The sequence below is a fragment of the Candidatus Eisenbacteria bacterium genome, assembly GCA_016867715.1.
In the GTDB taxonomy this organism is placed as follows: Bacteria; Orphanbacterota; Orphanbacteria; order Orphanbacterales; family Orphanbacteraceae; genus VGIW01.
Genome location: VGIW01000069.1, coordinates 1 through 17,612 on the forward strand (window position 1 = coordinate 1; position 17,612 = coordinate 17,612).

The 17,612-nt window shown below is 66.4% G+C and carries 14 protein-coding genes and 1 tRNA gene; 12 read left to right on the forward strand and 3 right to left on the reverse strand.

Going from position 1 to position 17,612, the window contains the following annotated elements:
* On the reverse strand, positions 1-557 hold a 557-nt coding region (locus FJY73_10740; GenBank protein MBM3321141.1), incomplete at its 3' end, for an ABC transporter permease.
* A gap of 52 nt (positions 558-609) precedes the next feature.
* The gene (locus tag FJY73_10745) at positions 610-2,325 is read right to left on the reverse strand and encodes a peptide-binding protein (GenBank protein ID MBM3321142.1); all 1,716 of its coding nucleotides are present in this window, start codon (positions 2,323-2,325) and stop codon (positions 610-612) included.
* A 135-nt stretch (positions 2,326-2,460) separates the two neighbouring features.
* Here FJY73_10745 and FJY73_10750 point away from each other — a divergent pair, with 135 nt between their 5' ends.
* The 12 genes from FJY73_10750 (at position 2,461) to FJY73_10805 (ending at position 17,064) form a co-directional block, all read left to right on the forward strand.
* On the forward strand, positions 2,461-3,333 hold the full coding sequence (locus FJY73_10750) for a DUF3473 domain-containing protein (GenBank protein MBM3321143.1): 873 nt from the start codon (positions 2,461-2,463) through the stop codon (positions 3,331-3,333).
* A 139-nt stretch (positions 3,334-3,472) separates the two neighbouring features.
* Positions 3,473-4,606 (forward strand): hypothetical protein, encoded by a 1,134-nt coding sequence (locus FJY73_10755; GenBank protein MBM3321144.1) that lies wholly within the window; start codon positions 3,473-3,475, stop codon positions 4,604-4,606.
* Positions 4,607-4,665: 59 nt separating this feature from the next.
* Positions 4,666-6,813: a fibronectin type III domain-containing protein gene (locus FJY73_10760; GenBank protein MBM3321145.1), complete on the forward strand. Its 2,148-nt coding sequence runs from the start codon at positions 4,666-4,668 to the stop codon at positions 6,811-6,813.
* 311 nt (positions 6,814-7,124) lie between these two features.
* On the forward strand, positions 7,125-7,940 hold the full coding sequence (locus FJY73_10765; GenBank protein ID MBM3321146.1) for a sugar transferase: 816 nt from the start codon (positions 7,125-7,127) through the stop codon (positions 7,938-7,940).
* A 199-nt stretch (positions 7,941-8,139) separates the two neighbouring features.
* Positions 8,140-8,221, forward strand: a tRNA-Leu gene (locus FJY73_10770).
* Positions 8,195-9,556, forward strand: coding sequence for a trigger factor (gene tig, locus FJY73_10775; protein ID MBM3321147.1), 1,362 nt, complete (start codon positions 8,195-8,197; stop codon positions 9,554-9,556). The genes FJY73_10770 and tig overlap by 27 nt, the downstream gene beginning before the upstream one ends.
* A gap of 18 nt (positions 9,557-9,574) precedes the next feature.
* Positions 9,575-10,159: an ATP-dependent Clp endopeptidase proteolytic subunit ClpP gene (gene clpP / locus FJY73_10780; GenBank protein MBM3321148.1), complete on the forward strand. Its 585-nt coding sequence runs from the start codon at positions 9,575-9,577 to the stop codon at positions 10,157-10,159.
* 22 nt (positions 10,160-10,181) lie between these two features.
* On the forward strand, positions 10,182-11,456 hold the full coding sequence (clpX, locus tag FJY73_10785; GenBank protein ID MBM3321149.1) for an ATP-dependent Clp protease ATP-binding subunit ClpX: 1,275 nt from the start codon (positions 10,182-10,184) through the stop codon (positions 11,454-11,456).
* Between the two features lie 24 nt (positions 11,457-11,480).
* Complete coding sequence (gene lon / locus FJY73_10790) at positions 11,481-13,901, forward strand: endopeptidase La (GenBank protein MBM3321150.1); 2,421 nt, start codon at positions 11,481-11,483, stop codon at positions 13,899-13,901.
* 156 nt (positions 13,902-14,057) lie between these two features.
* Positions 14,058-14,645 (forward strand): YihA family ribosome biogenesis GTP-binding protein, encoded by a 588-nt coding sequence (locus FJY73_10795; GenBank protein ID MBM3321151.1) that lies wholly within the window; start codon positions 14,058-14,060, stop codon positions 14,643-14,645.
* Complete coding sequence (locus tag FJY73_10800; protein MBM3321152.1) at positions 14,642-15,775, forward strand: alanine--glyoxylate aminotransferase family protein; 1,134 nt, start codon at positions 14,642-14,644, stop codon at positions 15,773-15,775. The genes FJY73_10795 and FJY73_10800 overlap by 4 nt, the downstream gene beginning before the upstream one ends.
* Positions 15,775-17,064: an adenylosuccinate synthase gene (locus FJY73_10805; GenBank protein ID MBM3321153.1), complete on the forward strand. Its 1,290-nt coding sequence runs from the start codon at positions 15,775-15,777 to the stop codon at positions 17,062-17,064. The genes FJY73_10800 and FJY73_10805 overlap by 1 nt, the downstream gene beginning before the upstream one ends.
* A 119-nt stretch (positions 17,065-17,183) precedes the next feature.
* Here FJY73_10805 and FJY73_10810 read toward each other — a convergent pair.
* On the reverse strand, positions 17,184-17,612 hold a 429-nt coding region (locus FJY73_10810; GenBank protein ID MBM3321154.1), incomplete at its 5' end, for an RNA-directed DNA polymerase.

The window sequence follows — 17,612 nt, forward strand, 5'->3', positions numbered from 1 at the left end:
CGGTCGAGGATCTTTCCCGGAATCGACAGCGACTCGTACACGAAATCGATCGACGTCATCTGATCGGCCGGGAACCATCGAAGGTGATAGTGAAAGACGAGCAGAAGCATGAGCGCGAACCAGAAGCTCGGCATCGAGTAGAAGAAGAACGTGAGCACGGTGGCCGCGTGGTCGGCGAGCGAGTACTGCTTCACCGCGGAGAGGACGCCGACGAACACGCCGAGCGCGAAGAGGATCGCCATCGACGCGAGCGAAAGGACGAGCGTGTTCGGGAGGGCGTCTCCGATCACCTCGGCGACTGGGCGTTTGTGGCCGAAGGAATAGCCGAAATCGCCGCGGAGGGTCCTGGAGAGCCATCGCGCGTACTGCACCGGAAGCGGGTCGTCGAGGCCGAGGTTCGCCCGCATCATCCGGAGGACCTCGGGGTCCGCGTCCGCGTTCCAGTAGATCGCCGTCGGGTCGCCGGGCGCGAGATGAAGGACGAAGAAGACGAGCGTCGAGATCCCGAGAACGATCGGCACAGCGGCGAGGAGCCGCCGGAGGAGATATCCGCTCATCGAGGGAGAGGAGCCGGCTTCGGGCAGGCGCTCGGCCGATCGTTGGGTCGCATCAATGCGAGCCTTCCTCTTCGGAGGCGCGTCCGGCGATCGGCGCGCGTTCTTCCGCCGGCGCCTCCTCCCCTTCCGCGCCAACCGGAAGGCCTTCCGTCTCGGGATTCTCCACCCACCACTCGTCCAGGTTGTAGGTCCAGGAGTACGTTTCCAGGCGGACGTTCTTGAAACGTCGATCGATCGCGTAGAGATCGTCAATATTGAATAGAAATGTATAGGGGGCGTCGGCGGCAATCAGGCGCTGCACCTGGCTCCACAGCGCCTTCGACTTCTCCTGGTCGAGCTCGAGCGACGCTTCGTCGATCAAGCGGTCCACCTCGGGGTTCGAGTAGCTCACCTGGTTGTACTTGTCGGCGATCGAGCGACTGTGCCAGATCGATGTGAGGTCGACCTTCACCCCTTGCCGCCATCCGTGGCAATCCGCCTCGAACTCCTTTCGGTTCGTCTGCTCGATGAAGACGGTGAACTCGAGGGTCTGCGGGCGGACGCGAACCCCGATGTTCGCGAGCATCTCCTGGACGATCACCACGATGTCCTTTCGCAGGTCGTTGTTCTCGTTCGTCTTTATCGTGAAATCGAAGGCCCGCCCGTCCTTGTCGAGCCATCCGTCCCCGTCGCGGTCTTCCCAGCCGGCCTCTGCGAGAAGCCTCTTCGCCTCCGAGGGATCGAACGGGATCGCGGGGACGTCCGGATCGTACGCCCAGAGGAAGGGGAGGATCGGCCCGTGGAGGACACGCCCGCAGCCGTGCAGAAGCGCCGAGACGATCTTCTCCCGGTCGATCGCCATCGTGAGGGCGCGCCGGACGTTGCGATCGCGGAAGAGCTCGTGCTCGTTCTGCCAGCCGAGGTAGTAGTACACGCGGCTCGGGACGCGGATCACCTCGAGACGCTGGACCGAGAGGAGCTCCTCGTAGGCGCTCGGCGGAACCTTCGGATAGAAATCGATCGTGCCGGTCTTGATCTGGGTGAGGAGGCTCGTCTCGTCCGGGACGATCTTGAAGACGACCCGGTCGAGGTGCGGCCTTCCGAGGAAGTAGTCCTCGTTCGCGAGGATCGTGATCGACTGCTGCGTTCTCCAGCCGCCGAAACGAAAAGGACCCGTTCCGACCGGACGCCGATTGAACGGATGGTTCCGCATCTCCTCGGGAGGCACGTTCTCGAGGATATGTTTCGGAAGGGGCCGCCCGACGTTGGCGTCGGTGAGCTGATACGGGTAGACCGCGTCGAAGTCGAAGCGCACGGTGAAGGAATCGAGCGCGACGACGCCGGTGATGTGGTCGAGCCACCGGATCGATCCGTACCCGATCTTCTCGCTCTTGTAGAGAGGGATCGAGAAGACCACGTCCTCGGCGCTGAACTTCACCCCGTCGTGCCAGTACGCGTCGTCCCGAAGGTGAAACGTGAGCGATCGATGGTCGGGCGAGAACTCCCAGGAGCGGGCGAGCCACGGAGAGTAGCTCGCCATATCGGGGTTCGTGCGGGCGAGCGCCGCGAAGAGAAGACCGTGGATGTCGCTCCCCGTGGTCGTGGTCGAGGTGAGGGGCGAGAGGGCGTCGGCATCGTTGTCGACCCCGATCACGAGAGATCCGCCGTGCGTGCTTCGCCGGTCCTTCTTCTCCGCGCTCTCTTCGCCCCCGCATCCCGCGAGGGCGAGAAGGATCGCGAGAAGGAGCGCGGTTTCGGGGCGCGGGTGCAGTCGAACCCCTCCTTTCACCGGGTCGGCGGAGGCGTCGGTTCCCTTGTCTCAATCAAACTAGCCCGCGCCGTTCCCCTCAGGCAAGGGAAAAGGGGGCGGCTTGACACCGCCTCCTCCCGGCGCCTACCTTCTGCAAGGAACGGAGGAGGCGCAATGGGGCTCGAAAACCCGCGCGCGGACGCTCTCTCGGTCGACGTGGAGGAGTACTTCCACGCGACCGTGTTCGAAGGGAGGATTCCGCGCGGGGAGTGGGACGAGCGGCGGGGGAGGCTCGATGCGTGCGTGCGCCGCCTGCTCGAGCGGTTCGACGAATGGAACGCGCGCGCGACCTTCTTCTTCCTCGGTTGGGTCGCGGAAAAGGAAAAGGCGCTCGTGCGGGCCGTCTCCGATGCCGGGCACGAGACGGCGAGCCACGGGCACGACCACCGGCTCGTGCACGATCTCGGGCCGTCGGCGTTTCGCGAGGATGTGCGCCGCTCGAAGCGCCTTCTCGAGGACATCACCGGACGGCCGGTGCGCGGCTATCGCGCCCCGACGTTCTCGATCACCTCGCGCACTCTTTGGGCTCTTCCGATCCTTGCGGAAGAGTCGTTCGTTTACGATTCAAGCATCTTCCCGATCCGCCACGATCGTTATGGAATCCACGACTTCCCGCGCCGCCCGGTGCGCCTCCGTTTCGGCGCGGGCTCGCTCGTCGAGTTCCCCCTCTCGACGTGGCGCGTCGGGCGGTGGAACCTTCCGGTCTCCGGCGGGGGCTACCTTCGCCTTCTTCCCCCCGGGGTTCTCGCACGCGGGCTGCGCTCGATCCGCGGCGAGGGGCTCCCGGTCGTCCTGTTCATCCACCCGTGGGAAATCGACGAGGGGCAGCCGCGCGTTCGGCTGCCTTTCCTCTCCCGCGCGCGCCACTACGGCGGGATCGGACGCGCGGAAGAACGACTTCGGCGATTGCTCGCGGGACATTCCTTCGCGCCCCTCGGCGAGGTGATCGAGAGCCTTGCCCTCCCCGATCATTTTCTTTCCCTCTAAATCTGAACGATCGCGCCCCGCCGCGGGGCCTCGACTTTCTTGACACCTCCGGGCGCGGTTTCTATACTGCGGCAGGCTGTTTCCGGGCGGGAGCAGACACCGGGCGCCGGAGCGCTCCGGCGAGCGCAGGGAGGTTCTCGTGCCGATCGTCATTCTTCTCGCGCTTCTTCTCGCGGTCTCCGGGGCGGACGCCGCGGAGACTCTCACGCTCTCCACGCATCCTCGCGGCGCGCTCTTCGAGCTGAAGGGTCCGGTGACGATCCGCGGCGCGAGCCCTCTCCCCCTCCTTCCGGACCAACAGGGAGACTATCGGGTCCGAGTCGAGCTCGCCGGACACGAGACCGCGTTCGGCGCGATCGCTCTCCGGCGCGGGCCGAACGAGCTCCGCGTCGTGCGGTCCGGCGGTCTCGCGCGCGAGCGTCTCTTTCGATCGCTGGCCTTCCCCGGGGCGGGGCAGATCGGCGAAGGGCGCGCCTTCGAGGGGATCTTCTGGGGGACCGCTGCGGCGGGCGCCGGCGTCACCACGATGGTCTTGGAGGCGCACTACCGCGAGGCGCGCGAGAACCACAAGACCGCCGAAGCCGCTCTCCTCGCGCTGGTCGAGCAGACCGAGACCGCTCCCGCCTCCGGCGCCTACCTCGGGCTTCTTCATGAAGCGTTCCGCCGCGAGGCGATCGCGACGCGGAGACTCCGGGATAGGAACTACGCGCTCGGAGCCGTCGGAGTTTGTTGGGGTCTCAACCTTCTTGACGCGGCCCTCTTTCACGCTCCTTTCCGTGTGAAGGAAGGCGCGGGGGGCGTGGTAGAGGTCGAGCTGGCGGAGAAGAACCGGGCCCGCAGGGTGTTCCGCTCGGCGCTCTTTCCGGGACTCGGCCAATCGTACGCCGGACGAAAGGCGAGGGGAGCGGTCTACGCGATCGCGGCGACCGCGGCGGCGACTACCGCGCTCGTCTGCCATCTCGATTACAGGGGGGAGCTCGATCGGGTCGACGCGCTCGACCGGGAGCTTGCCGCGCTCGCGCCGGGAGGCCCCGCGGAAGCGTCCTTCTCGAAGATCGTCGTCGCCGAGAGGGAGACCGCCCTCCGGCGGAGCGAGGATGAACAGGAGAGACGGAACATCGCCGTCGCGGCGACCGCGGCGGTGTACGCCGTCTCGATCCTGGACGCGGCGTTCACCTCCGGCCCGCCCGTCGCGGCGGAGGGCTTGACCGTCGGGCTCGCGACGCCGGTGTCGGGCGATCAAGTCGGTTTCGGCGTCCGCGTCCGGTTCTAGATCGAACGGCGGGTCCGCTCGCCGCGCGAAGCGGCGGAACCGTGGAGGTTGTGGAAACCATGAATCGCTGGGTCGGTGCTTCGGCTGCCTGTGTCCTCCTTCTTCTCTTCGCCGCCTGCGGAGAGGAGAGCCCGACCGAGGTTCCCCGTCCCCTGGAGGCGCCGGGCCGTCCGACGGATCTCGTCGCCGCTCTCGGCGAACGCGCGGTCCATCTCTCTTGGGACGTTGCGGACGACGAGACCGCAGTTTCCTTTCGCGTCTATCGGCGGGAGACTGGGAGCGAAGACTTCGTTCGCATCGCTTCCCCCACCGCGCCGAGCTATGCCGATTCGGGGCTCGTCCCGGGCCGTTCCTACGACTACCGGGTCACCGCGGTCGGATCGAACCGGATCGAATCGGAACCGTCGGCCGTCCTCACCGTCACTCCGGGTTCCTTCGGGATTGTCATCGACGAGCGGGCGGAGTACACCGCGAGCCGTCAGGTCACCCTCTCGTTCACCGGGCCGCCCGACGTGGCCGCGGTTCTGGTCGCGAACGACTCGCTCTTCAGCGGGGCGTTCTTCGAGGCGTACACCGGCGCGCGAAGCTGGCTTCTCTCGGAAGGGGACGGCGCGAAGACCGTCTACGCCCGCTTCCGGACGGCGGGGGGCGTGGAGAGCCCGACCGTTCGCGACGACATCATCCTCGACACGCGGGCCGACATCCTCTCGCTCGTCGAGAACTCGGGCGGGAGCATCCTCGTCGCGGGGGACACGCTCGTCGTGCTCATGGAGACGGGAGAGCCCGGGGGCCTCGCGACGATCACGATCGGCGACGCACTCGTCGATGTTCCTCTCGCGTACGATCCTTCGAGCGGAGCGTACCGCCTGGCCCGCGTGATCACGCCGGACCTCGCGGCCGCGGGCGATGTGGTCGTCGGCTCGTTCGTCGACCGGGCGGGGAACCGCGCGACGCCGCGCGCGACGACCACCAGCGTCACCCTCGCGGGAAGAAGCGTTCGCCCCTCCCCGGTCTCGCTCACCGCCGCCGCCGCGGGCGGGAGCCGGATCTCCCTCCTCTGGACGCAGAACGAGGATCCGGACTTCACCCGCTACGTGGTCTACCGAGCGAACGATCCCGGCGTCGCGGGCGATGTCGAGGACGTGGTCGTCGGCATCGTCTCGGACCGATACGAGAGCGGGCTTGTCGACTCCCTCCTCCTTCGCGACTCCACGACCTACTTCTACCGCGTCTTCGTAGAGGATCGCGAGGGTCTTCGCTCCGGATCGAACGTCGCGGAGGCGACCACGGGGAACCTCGCGCCGCCCGCGGTCTCCTCCTTCGCCGCCGCCGCGCTCGATTCCCCCTCGACGGCCGTCCGACTCACTTGGTCCGCGGTTGATCCTTCGATCGTCCACGACTTCGCCTCGTATGCGATCTTTCGCTCGACGGTCGAAGCGGTGAGCCGGAGCTCCGAGCTCGTGGGGACGGTCGGCGAGATCCTGACCCGCAACCTCGTCGATTCCGGAACCGATCAGGCGACCACCTACTACTATCGAATCTATGTGGTCGACCGCGGAGGGCTCGCGAGCGCCTCCGAGGTCGCCTCCGTGCGGACGACCGATCTCAACCCTTCCTTCGTCCCGTTGAACGCACCGGCGGTCGACGGAACGAACCAAAACGTCGTTCTCTCGTGGAGCGCCAACGGGGATCCCGATTTCGCCTCGTACCAGATCTACTGGGGATCCTCGACCACGCAGGGGGGCGTCGTGAGCTACTCCCTCCTCGACGTCGTGAACAACCCGCTCGCGACCTCCTACGTTCACTATCCGAACGTGACGGCGCTTCCTTTCTATGTGAAGTACTATCTGGTGGTCGTCGATCGGGCCGGCCGGCGGACGGAGAGCAACCGGGTCCAGGCGGTCTTCCCTGCCGCCGCCCTCCCCACGATCTCCTCGGTCGAGATCACAGCCGGACTGACCTTCGCGGTCGTGAGCTTCGAGACGAACGTTCCGACGAAAGCCCGGGTTAAGTACAGCGCGGGGAACCTCTCCCTCAACCTGACGGCCCTCGACGTCGACAATTACGAGAGGGTCCACTCCGTACCGCTCCAGGGGCTCAGCCAGGCCACCACCTACTACCTCCAGGTCGTGGTGGAGGACGAGGCGGGAGGGACGTCGTCGAGCACGATCCGGTCCTTTACCACGCTCACCCCTCCCTCACCGTAGCCGGGACGGGGGCTTGGGGGGACCACGCGGCCCAGACTGCGGCCCGAGCGGGTGCTTATTCGAATTGACCGACGGGCCGAGATACGGTAAGATTCTTGCCTGTGCCGGTTCTCCACTTCCCGAGGTAGGGGTGGGCGGCTCTCGGGGGGGCCTCTGGGTCCTCACGAGGAGCGCGGGCTGGGCCCGGGGATGCTCCCGTTTCGCGTTGCGGCGCGATCCGTGGGATCGTGTGCGGCCCCCGGGTGCTAAGGCCGAGAGGCGGGCATGGGGCCCGGCGGGGCGGATACCCGGCCGGCGGCTTCGGGAGTCGGATGGCGGAGATGTGGCGGCGGCTCGAGTGGTCGAGGATCCTCCCTCTCGGGAGGCAGCGGGAGGAGCCGGAGAAGAGCGACTCCACGCTTCGGATCATCGAGCTGGCCGAACGCGCCGGCGAGCCCTTTGTTCGAGTGCCCGATGATCGGCCCCGGAGCTTGGCCGGCAAGGACGCCGCGGATCGTGTGGCCGCCCTCGTTCTCCTCGTTCTCCTCCTACCCTTGATCGTTGCGGTGGCAGCCGCCATCCGTCTCTCTTCCTCGGGGCCCGTGATCTACCGCCAGGTCCGGATCGGCATGAACCGCCGCCTCTCCGGGCCGAAGGCGAAAAAGGCAAGCGTATATTACGACGTGTACGACCGGCGCACCCTCGATCTCCCGGGGAAGCCGTTCATCATCTACAAGTTCCGGACGATGGTCGACCGGGCGGAGGCCGACGTGGGCCCGATCTGGGCCCGAAGGGACGACCCGCGCGTGACGGTTCTCGGGCGTTTGCTCCGCCGCCTTCGGCTGGACGAGCTTCCGCAGCTCTACAATGTGCTCCGGGGGGACATGAGCATCGTCGGTCCACGCCCCGAGCGCCCGACCTTCGTCCGCGACCTGATCCGCGAGCTGCCGGAGTACGCGCTTCGGCTCCGAGTCCGGCCGGGGATCACCGGCCTTGCCCAGGTGAACCAGGCGTACGACACCTGCCTTTCGGACGTTCGAGAGAAGGTGCGCTACGACATCGAGTACGTCCGCACGATGTCCGTTCGGAGCGACCTCAAGATCCTGTGGCGGACGGTCGGCGTCGTCCTCTCGATGAAGGGGCACTGATCGAAGGCGTTCCCCCCGGCCCGCGCCGGATTCCGCCCCTTTTCGCTTGACAGGGCTTCCTCGGGGACCTATGGTGCCGTACCGTCGCTCGGCTCGGGAAACCTATTCCGAATCAAGCGATTAGGCCGGCGGTTTCTTGACGGTTCTGAAGGCCGCTAGTATATTAGGCGCGGCCCGCGAGGCTTTCTCTCTTCGGGGCGCGAGAGTGGCGGAACCGGCAGACGCGCTGGATTTAGGATCCAGTGAGGAGACTCGTGGGGGTTCGAGTCCCCCCTCTCGCATTCATGAGCCGCTCGACAAGGCCGGAGGACGACGTGAGCACGGAGAGCAAGCCGATCGTTTCGATCGAGGAGCCGGAGCCGGGGGCGAAGAACTTCTCCGTGGAGGTTCCGGCGTCCGCTCTGGCGACCGAGGTCGAAAGGGAGCTCCAGGAGCTCGCGAAGACCGCCCGCCTCCCCGGATTCCGAAAGGGGAAGGCGCCGCGGCATCTCCTCGAAGCCCGCTTCCGTGCCTCGGTTCGGGAAGAAGCAATCGAGAAGCTGGTCTCGCGCGTTCTCTGGGAGACGCTTCGGGAGGCGGAGACGGTACCCTTCCTCGATCCGGTCTTGGATGAGCTGGACGCCCCCGAGGGGGGGCCGGTTCGCTTCCGCTTCTCGGTCGACGCTTGGCCGCCGGCGGCCCTCAGGCGTTACCAGGGCTTCGAGCTGAAGAGAGTCGTGCGGCCGGTCTCCGATGAGGAGATGGAGGCGGAGACGCGCGCGCTCCAAGAGGCGAACCTGAACTATGTTCCGGTCCAGCGTCCCGCGATTCGAGGCGACCGGCTTCTCGTTTCCTACCAGCGCTTTCTCGAGAATGGGAACGCGTTCGGGAAGCGGGTCGACGGCGCCGAGGTGCGGATCGCCCGCGAGGAGACTCCTGGAGTTCCGGGGGCGATCGAGAAGGGGCTGCTCGGGGCCGAGCCGGGAACGCTACGCTCCGTTCCGGTCGAGTTCGCGCCGGACCACCCATCCCGCGCGTTTGCCGGAAAGAAGATCGAGTTCCGCATCACGGTGAAGGAAGTTCGCGAGGCGGTCCTTCCGGTGGTGGACGACCCCTTCGCGGCGCGGGTTCTCGGGCGGGAGGCGACCGCGGAGGACCTCCGCACGCAGATCCGCCAGGAGCTCGAACGGCGGCGGGAGGAAGAAGCCGATCGAGCGCTCGACGAGGAGATCGTCGATCTCCTTCTCCGCGAGAACACGGTCGATGTGTCCGACCGCCTTCTCGAGAAGGTGACCCGCGCGAACCTCCCCTCTCTCCCGCGCCCGGAGGATCTGCCGGAGGAGAAGCGGGCGGAGGGGGCGCGACAGATCGCGGCCGTCGTCGAGCAGCACAGGGCGGCCGCAAAACGGGCGGTTCAGAAGCTCGTTCTCGTGTCCGAAATAGCGAGTAGAGAGAAGCTGGAGCCGGAGGACCGGGAGACCGAGGCGATGCAGCGGGCGCTCGTCCCCCGCGAGGACGCATCCCTCCCAGCCGAGGAGCGCCGCGAGAAGAGCGACAAGCTCGCTCGCGATCTCCGGCGGATCCTCCGGGAGAGGAAGGTCCTTCATTGGATCCGGGAACACTCGACCGTCTCGTGACGGGGAGGCGAAACACGCATGGGACTCGTTCCGATCGTCGTTGAGCAGAGCGGACGCGGCGAACGCGCCTACGACATCTATTCCCGTCTGCTCAAGGACCGCATCATTTTCATCGGCAGCCCGATCGACGACAACGTGGCGAACCTCGCCATCGCGCAAATGCTCTTCTGCGAGGCGGACGATCCGGAGAGGGATATCTATTTATACATCAACAGTCCGGGAGGCTACGTCACCTCGGGCCTCGCGATCTACGACACGATGCAGTACATCAAACCGGACGTGATGACGATTTGCCTCGGGCAGGCGGCGAGCATGGGCGCGCTCCTTCTCGCGGCGGGGACCAAGGGGAAGCGGTCGATCCTTCCGCACGCGCGCGTCATGATCCACCAGCCTCTCGGCGGAAGCGAGGGGCAGGCGGCGGACGTCGAGATCTACACGAAAGAGCTCTTGAAGACGCGCGAGGTCCTGAACGAGCTTCTCGTGAAGCACACGGGGCAGCCGATCGCCAAGATCCGCAAGGACACCGACCGGAACTTCTTCATGGCGGCGGATGAGGCGAAGGAATACGGCATCGTCGACGAGGTGATCGCCCACCGGCAGTAGCCGGAAGAGGGGGCTCCGAACGATGAAGAAGAGGCTCGGCTCGCCGCACCCCATCCGCTGCTCGTTCTGCGGACGGGGCCAGGAGGAAGTGAACAAGCTGATCTCCGGGCCCTCGGTCTACATCTGCAACGAATGCATCAAGCTCTGCAACGACATCCTCAAGGAGGAGATGGGGCGGGATCTCACCTACACCGAAAGCGAGGTCCCGAAGCCGCCGGAGATCCACCGCTTTCTCGACCAGTACGTGATCGGGCAGGAGAACGCGAAGCGCGTCCTCTCCGTGGCGGTGTACAACCACTACAAGCGGATTCACCTCCAATCGAAATCGGACGATGTCGAGCTCGACAAGTCGAACATCCTCCTCATCGGTCCGACAGGGACGGGAAAGACGCTTCTCGCGCAGACGCTCGCGAAGCTCCTCCGCGTTCCGTTTGCGATGGTGGACGCGACGACTCTCACCGAGGCGGGCTACGTCGGCGAGGACGTCGAGAACATCATCCTCAAGCTCCTTCAGAACGCGGATTTCGACGTGCCGACCACCGAGAGAGGGATCGTTTACATCGATGAGATCGACAAGATCTCGCGGAAGACGGACAACCCGTCGATTACCCGCGACGTCTCGGGCGAGGGGGTCCAGCAGGCGCTTCTCAAGATCCTCGAGGGGACCGTGGCGAACGTTCCTCCCCAGGGAGGCAGGAAGCACCCGCAGCAGAAGTACATCGAGGTGAACACGAAGAACATCCTCTTCATCTGCGGCGGCGCTTTCGAGGGGCTCGACAAGATCGTCGCCCGGCGCCTCGGCGAGAAGATGCTCGGGTTCAACGCGAAGATCCGCACCGGCGCCGAGCGCCAGGGGACCGAGCTTCTCAAGGAGGTTGAACCGGAGGATCTTCTTCGCTTCGGCCTCATTCCCGAGCTGATCGGGCGGCTCCCCTCGGTCGTCGCCCTGCACGATCTCGACCAGGATGCGCTCGTTCAAATCCTCACGAGGCCGAAGAACGCGATCTGCCGGCAGTACCAGGTCCTCTTCGAGATGGAGAACGTCTCTCTGGAGTTCACCGGCGACGCGCTTTCCGCGGTCGCCCGCAAGGCGCTCAAGAGAAAGTCGGGCGCGCGCGGGCTCCGTGCGATCCTCGAGGAGGCGATGCTCGACATCATGTACCAGCTTCCCACCCTCACCGATGTCCGAGAGGTCGTGATTACCGAGGGGGTCATCGACCGGCGCGAGGCGCCCCTCATGACCCACGACGCGCGGAAGAGAAAGAAGGGGACTGCGTCCGCGCCGGGGACCGCGTAGCCTCTCCTTTCGGAGACCGTTTCGATGATCGAGATCCGTCTGCCCGACGAGACCGTCCGTTTTTCGGAGGAGCTTCCTCTCCTTCCGCTTCGGGACGTCGTCGTCTTCCCGCGCATGATCCTCCCTCTTCTCGTGGGAAGGGCGCGCTCGGTCTCCGCGCTCACGAGCGCGATCGAGGCGGACCGGTTTCTCGTCGTCGCCGCGCAGAAGGCGCCGGAGACCGCGGACCCGCTTCTCGCCGATCTTCACCGGGTCGGCGTGGTGATCCGCGTCCTTCAGCTCATTCGTCTCCCCGACGGGACGATCAAGGTCCTCGTGGAGGGGATCGCGCGCGTCGCGGTCGTTTCTCTCCGGGACGCGAAGGAGCATCTCGTGGTGCGCGTCGCCCCGTTCGGGCGCCCGAGCCGCGCGACCTCGCGCCTCACCGCGCTCGTCCGCTCCGTCCGCGCGCAGTTCGAGGAGTACGTCGAGCTCCACAAGAAGGTGCCGGACGAGGTGCTCATCTCGGTCGCCAACGTGAGCGATCCGGAGGCGCTCGCGGACGTGATCGGCGCGCACCTTCTCGTTCCGGTCGACGCGAAACAGCGCTTTCTGGCGGGCGAGACGACGTGGGCGCGCTTTGCCGCGCTCTCGCAGACTCTGAACGCGGAGCTCGAGATCCTCCGCATCGAGAAGCGAATCGAGGGGGAAGTCCGTTCGCAGGTCGAGAAGAACCAGAAGGAGTTCTATCTCACCGAACAGCTCAAGGCGATCCGGAAGGAGCTCGGAGACTCGGCCGAGGGCTCGGGGGAGGCGGACGAGCTTCTCCGCGCGGTCGAGCGATCGGCGATGCCGGACGAGGTCCGCCAGAAGGCGGTCAAGGAGATCGAGAGGCTTCGGAAGATGGCCCCCCTCTCGCCGGAGGCGACGGTCGTTCGGAACTACGTCGACTGGCTCGTCGCGCTCCCCTGGGGGATCGAGACCGAGGATACGAAGGGGATCGCGACGGTCGAGCGGATTCTCGACGAGGATCACTACGGTCTCGAGAAGGTGAAGGAACGGATCGTCGAGTACGTTTCGGTCATGCAGCTCGTGAAGAAGATTCGCGGCCCGATCCTCTGCTTCGTCGGCGCTCCCGGGGTCGGGAAGACCTCCCTCGGGCGCTCGATCGCGCGCGCGCTCGGGAGGAAGTTCGTGCGCATCTCGCTTGGCGGAATCCGCGACGAAGCGGAGATCCGCGGCCACCGGAGGACCTACATCGGCTCGCTCCCCGGACGGATCGTCCAATCGATGCGGAAGGCGGGGAGCGTGAACCCGGTCTTCCTCCTCGACGAAGTGGACAAGATGAGCAAGGACTTCCACGGCGACCCGGCGTCCGCCCTTCTCGAGGTGCTCGATCCGGAGCAGAACAGCACGTTCAGCGACCACTACCTCGAGGTCGAGTTCGATCTTTCACGCGTGATGTTTTTGACGACGGCAAACTCGGTGCACGGCATCCCCCCCGCCCTTCTCGACCGAATGGAGATGATCCGCCTCCCCGGGTATCTGGAGCCGGAGAAGGTGAAGATCGCGCGCGGGTTCCTCATTCCGAAGCAGATGAAGGAGCACGGCCTCACCGCGCGGAACGTGTCGTTTCACGACGGGGCGATCCTCGCGATCATCCGCGGGTATACGCGCGAGGCGGGCGTTCGGAACCTCGAGCGGGAGATCGCGCGAATCTGCCGGAAGACGGCGCGGGACGTCGCGTCCCGGAAGAAGCGGAAGAGGGTGACGGTCACCGCGCGTTCCATCCCTGGGTTTCTCGGAGTCCGGCGCTACCAGACGAGGCGCATGGAGAGGCGGAACTGGGTCGGGGTCGCGAACGGCCTCGCCTGGACCGAAACCGGCGGCGACAACCTCTGGGTCGAGGTCGCGACGGTCCCGGGGAAAGGAGAGCTCACGCTCACCGGACATCTCGGGACGGTCATGCAGGAATCGGCGCGGGCGGCGCTCACGGTCGTCCGCTCGCGCGCCGCTGCGCTCGGTCTCGGATCCGACTTCTACAAGACGCTCGACGTCCACGTGCACGTCCCTGAGGGGGCGATGCCGAAGGACGGCCCCTCCGCCGGGATCACGATCGCCGCGGCGCTCATCTCCTCGCTCACCGGCGTTCCCTTGAGGCGCGATGTTTCGATGACGGGCGAGATCACGCTTCGCGGGAACATTCTCCCGATCGGCGGCCTCAACGAGAAGCTCGTCGCCGCGCAGAGGGCCGGCTTCCGCGCGGTGATCCTGCCGGCCGAAAACGAAAAGGACCTCGCGGAGATCCCGAAAGAAGCGAAGGAAGGGCTCACGATCGTTCTCGTCGACACGATCGACCAGGCGCTTCCCTATGTCTTCGCCGATCCGGGAAAGAAGGGGATCCCCGCCCTCGCCGGCAAGTCCGCCCGCGGCGCCCCTCCCGCCCGTCCGTACGCGCAACACTAGCGCACATAGGGTAGAACCAGGCCCTGCGCGCCGCCGCTCACGCAAGAGACGTCCTTCTTGTAGTTCGAGCTTCGCGCGGAGCGACCCGTGCGCTTTCTCGTTGGCCTTCGGGCAGGGGACCGTCTACAATCCAGTCGGCGAAAGCGAGGATGCGGCATGGCGAGGGACAACCTCGCTCTCGTGTTCGAGAGATCCGTCGGGCGGCTTCGCGATCTTCCTCCTCCGGAAGTGCCGGAGGTGGCGATCCTCGGGCGCTCGAACGTCGGGAAATCCTCGCTCTTGAACGCGCTCGGAGGAAGCCGCCGCCTGGCGCGCACAAGCCGGGAACCGGGCCGGACGCGGACGATCAACTTCTACCGCGCGGACGGTCTCTACCTGGTCGATCTTCCCGGATACGGCTACGCCGCCGTGCCGTTGGAGATGAAGGAACGGTGGGGGCGCCTCGTCGAGGGGTACCTCCAGAAGCGCGAGAGCCTGATCGGGGGCGTCCTCCTTCTCGATGTTCGGCGCGTCCCCTCGGAGCTCGACCGCGTGATGCATGGGTGGCTCGAGGCGCGCGGGGTTCCGTTCCTCGCGGTCGCCACGAAATCGGACAAAGTGAAGCGCGGAGCGGTTCCACCGGCTCTCCGCACGATCCGCGAGGCGCTTCGTCTTCTCCCGGAGCAGGTACTTCTCTTTTCCGCCAAGACGGGGACCGGACGGGCCGAGCTCGCCGGTTGGATCAGGAGTTTGGTGAAACCATGAAGAATCGACTCTTCGCGCCGGGGCCGACGATGGTCTCCGAGGATACGCTCGCCGCCGTCGGTCGCGCGCCGATGCACCATCGATCGGAGGAGTTCAAACAGCTTTACCGCGAGGTAATCGAGAACCTCTCCTATGTGTACCAAACCGCCGGGCATCCGCTTCTCCTGAACGCGTCCGGTTCCGGCGCGATGGAATCGTGCGTGGCGAACCTCTTCCGCCGGGGGGATCGGGTCGCGGTCGTCGTCGCCGGATGGTTCGGGCGCCGCTGGCGGGACATCGCCAAGGCGTACGGCCTCGAGGTTCTCTGCTACGAGATCCCGGACACGGAGGGGACCGATCCGGACGCGTTCGCGAAATGGTTTGCTTCTCAAGGAAAGGTCCGCGGCCTTCTCCTCACCCACTGCGAGACATCGACCGGAGCGTTCCACGACGTACGGGCGGTCGCGGAGCGGATTCGGGACAAGGATGTTCTTCTCGTCGTCGACGCGGTGACGAGCCTCGGCGTTCACGAGGTGAAGACCGACGCGTGGGGACTCGACGCGGTCGTCTGCGGTTCGCAGAAGGCGCTCATGTGCCCTCCCGGCGTCTCGATGGTTTCGCTTTCCGAGAAGGCGTGGCGCGCGGTCGAGGAATCCGATCTCCCGAAGTACTACTTCGACTACGTCGCGAACCGCGAATCGGCGGAGAAGAAGAGCCAGCCGCGCTTCACGGTGGCGACCTCGATCGTCGCCGGGCTCGCCGTCTCTCTCCGGCGGATCCGCGAGGAGGGAATCGAGGCGATCATCGCGAGGCACGAGCGGCTCGGCGCGGCGACGCGCGCGGGAGTCTGCGCCCTCGGCCTCCGCCTCTTCAGCAGCTCCCCTTGCAACGCGGTGACGGCCGTCCTTCCGCCCGACAAGATCGAGGTCGAGAAGATCCGCGGCGTTCTTCTCGGGGAGCACGGAATTCGCGTCGCCGGCGGGCAGGGGAATCTCCAGGGGAAGATCTTCCGGATCGGCCACCTCGGGTATTACGATCGCTTCGATGTTCTTACCGTGCTCGGCGCTCTCGAGGCGGCGCTCTCTTCGCTCGGCTTCGCCGCAGCGAGCGGGGCGGCCGTCTCCGCCGCGCAGGAGGCGTGGGGGCACTGATGCCCGCGGTCGTCGTCGTCGGCATGCAGTGGGGGGACGAGGGGAAGGGGAAGGTGATCGACTTCCTCGCCGAGGGCGCGGCCTGGACGGTGCGTTTCCAAGGGGGCGCGAACGCGGGGCACACGATTCACTTCGGCGGCGCTCGCTTCGCGCTTCATCTTCTTCCGTCGGGAGCGGTGCGCGCGGGAGTGCGCTGCGGTCTCGGTTGGGGGATGGTAATCGACCCAGGCCGCCTTCTCGAGGAGATCGAGGCGCTCGAGGCGCGCGGCATCTCCGTTCGCGATCGCATTCTCGTGAGCGGGCGAGCGACCCTTCTCCTCCCCCATCACGCGGCGCGCGACCGGGCGGAGGAAGCGGCGCGAACCGGGACGCCGATCGGCACCACGGGGCGAGGAATCGGTCCGGCCTACGAGAGTCGCGCCGCGCGCGCGGCTCTCCTTCTCGCGGATCTCGCGGAACCGGACGGCGAAGAGAAACTCCGAATTGTTCATGAATCAACGAACGAGCGCCTCTCCGCGAGCGGGGCGGAGCCGATCGCGTGGGAACCGCTTCTCGCGAGTTGGCGGCGGTGGCGGGCGGAGATCGTCCCGCTTCTCGGGGATCTCTCCGGAGCGATCGAGGTCGCGCTCGCGCGGGGCGAGAGGGTTCTCTTCGAGGGGGCGCAGGGGACGCATCTCGATCTCTACGCGGGAACGTATCCCTTCGTCACCTCCTCGAGCACGCTCGCGGCCGGCGCGTGCGCCGGGTGCGGGATCGGTCCCACGCGGATCGAGCGCGTGATCGGCGTCGCGAAGGCGTACGCGACGCGCGTCGGGGCGGGGCCGTTTCCGACCGAGGCGACGGCCGAGGAGGGAGCGCGCCTTCGAGAGCGCGGCTCCGAGCGCGGCACGACGACCGGACGCCCCCGTCGGTGCGGCTGGCTCGACATCCCGATGCTTCGCGCGGCCGTCCGCTGGAACGGGATCTCAGGGATCGCGCTCACGAAGGCGGACGTGCTTTCCGGCCGAAAGACCGTGCCGGTCGCGGTTGCGTACGATCTCGACGGAGAGCGGATTGCGCACCCGCCCCTCTCCCCTTCCGCGCTCGCGCGCGTCCGGCCGGTCTTCGAGGAGTGGCCCGGCTGGGAAACGATCCCTCCGAACGCTTCACGCGTCGAGGATCTTCCCCCGAACCTCGTCCGCTACGCCGAGCGGATTGCCTCCTCCGTCGGCGCGCCGATCGTTCTCCTCTCCACCGGCCCGGCGCGGGAGCAGACGGTCGCGTGTAGCGTTGGAACTCCCCCTCGCTGAATCATCCTTCTCCGGGAGTTCTGAACAAAGCTTCGTCGCTCCCAGGTCCGTCCCCGTTGGTACCAGATTCTCGATTCGCGACCCGGGGGAGCGACAAGGGATGGGGTGCCGAAAGAGGTTTATGCGGCCAACCGACAGAAAAGCGCTTTTCGAAGCGCCCGCGTCTCCCCATGCTCCGCGTGGGCGATCCAGGCGAGGAGGGACTCGCGGTACTTCGCCTCCGAGATCGCACCGCTTCGGACCTCTTCGCGTTTCTTCTTCATGCGGCGGAGGAAGCGCGTCACGTTTTCCCGCTTGATTCGCCTTCGGTCCGGAAAGACGCGAAACCCGAGGAACGGAATCCCGCAGCGGATCGGGTGGATTTCCTGCTTCCCCGGATGAAGCTCGAGCCGCAGGCTCTCGAGGAACCCCCGAATGAGATGGCGAAGGCACGCCAGACCCATCTTCGTCTCGCCGAACAAGAGGAAGTCGTCCATGTAGCGAACATATCCGCGGACGCGGAGCGTTTCCTTGACGTAGTGATCGAGGGGATCCAAGTAGAGGTTCGC

Bases quoted from the DNA above. Each gene is read 5' to 3' on its own strand.
- FJY73_10750 (MBM3321143.1), top strand. From the start codon at position 2,461: ATGGGGCTCGAAAACCCGCGCGCGGACGCTCTCTCGGTCGACGTGGAG.
- FJY73_10760 (MBM3321145.1), top strand. From the start codon at position 4,666: ATGAATCGCTGGGTCGGTGCTTCGGCTGCCTGTGTCCTCCTTCTTCTC.
- FJY73_10765 (MBM3321146.1), top strand. From the start codon at position 7,125: ATGGCGGAGATGTGGCGGCGGCTCGAGTGGTCGAGGATCCTCCCTCTC.
- clpP (MBM3321148.1), top strand. From the start codon at position 9,575: ATGGGACTCGTTCCGATCGTCGTTGAGCAGAGCGGACGCGGCGAACGC.
- clpX (MBM3321149.1), top strand. From the start codon at position 10,182: ATGAAGAAGAGGCTCGGCTCGCCGCACCCCATCCGCTGCTCGTTCTGC.
- lon (MBM3321150.1), top strand. From the start codon at position 11,481: ATGATCGAGATCCGTCTGCCCGACGAGACCGTCCGTTTTTCGGAGGAG.
- FJY73_10795 (MBM3321151.1), top strand. From the start codon at position 14,058: ATGGCGAGGGACAACCTCGCTCTCGTGTTCGAGAGATCCGTCGGGCGG.
- FJY73_10800 (MBM3321152.1), top strand. From the start codon at position 14,642: ATGAAGAATCGACTCTTCGCGCCGGGGCCGACGATGGTCTCCGAGGAT.
- FJY73_10805 (MBM3321153.1), top strand. From the start codon at position 15,775: ATGCCCGCGGTCGTCGTCGTCGGCATGCAGTGGGGGGACGAGGGGAAG.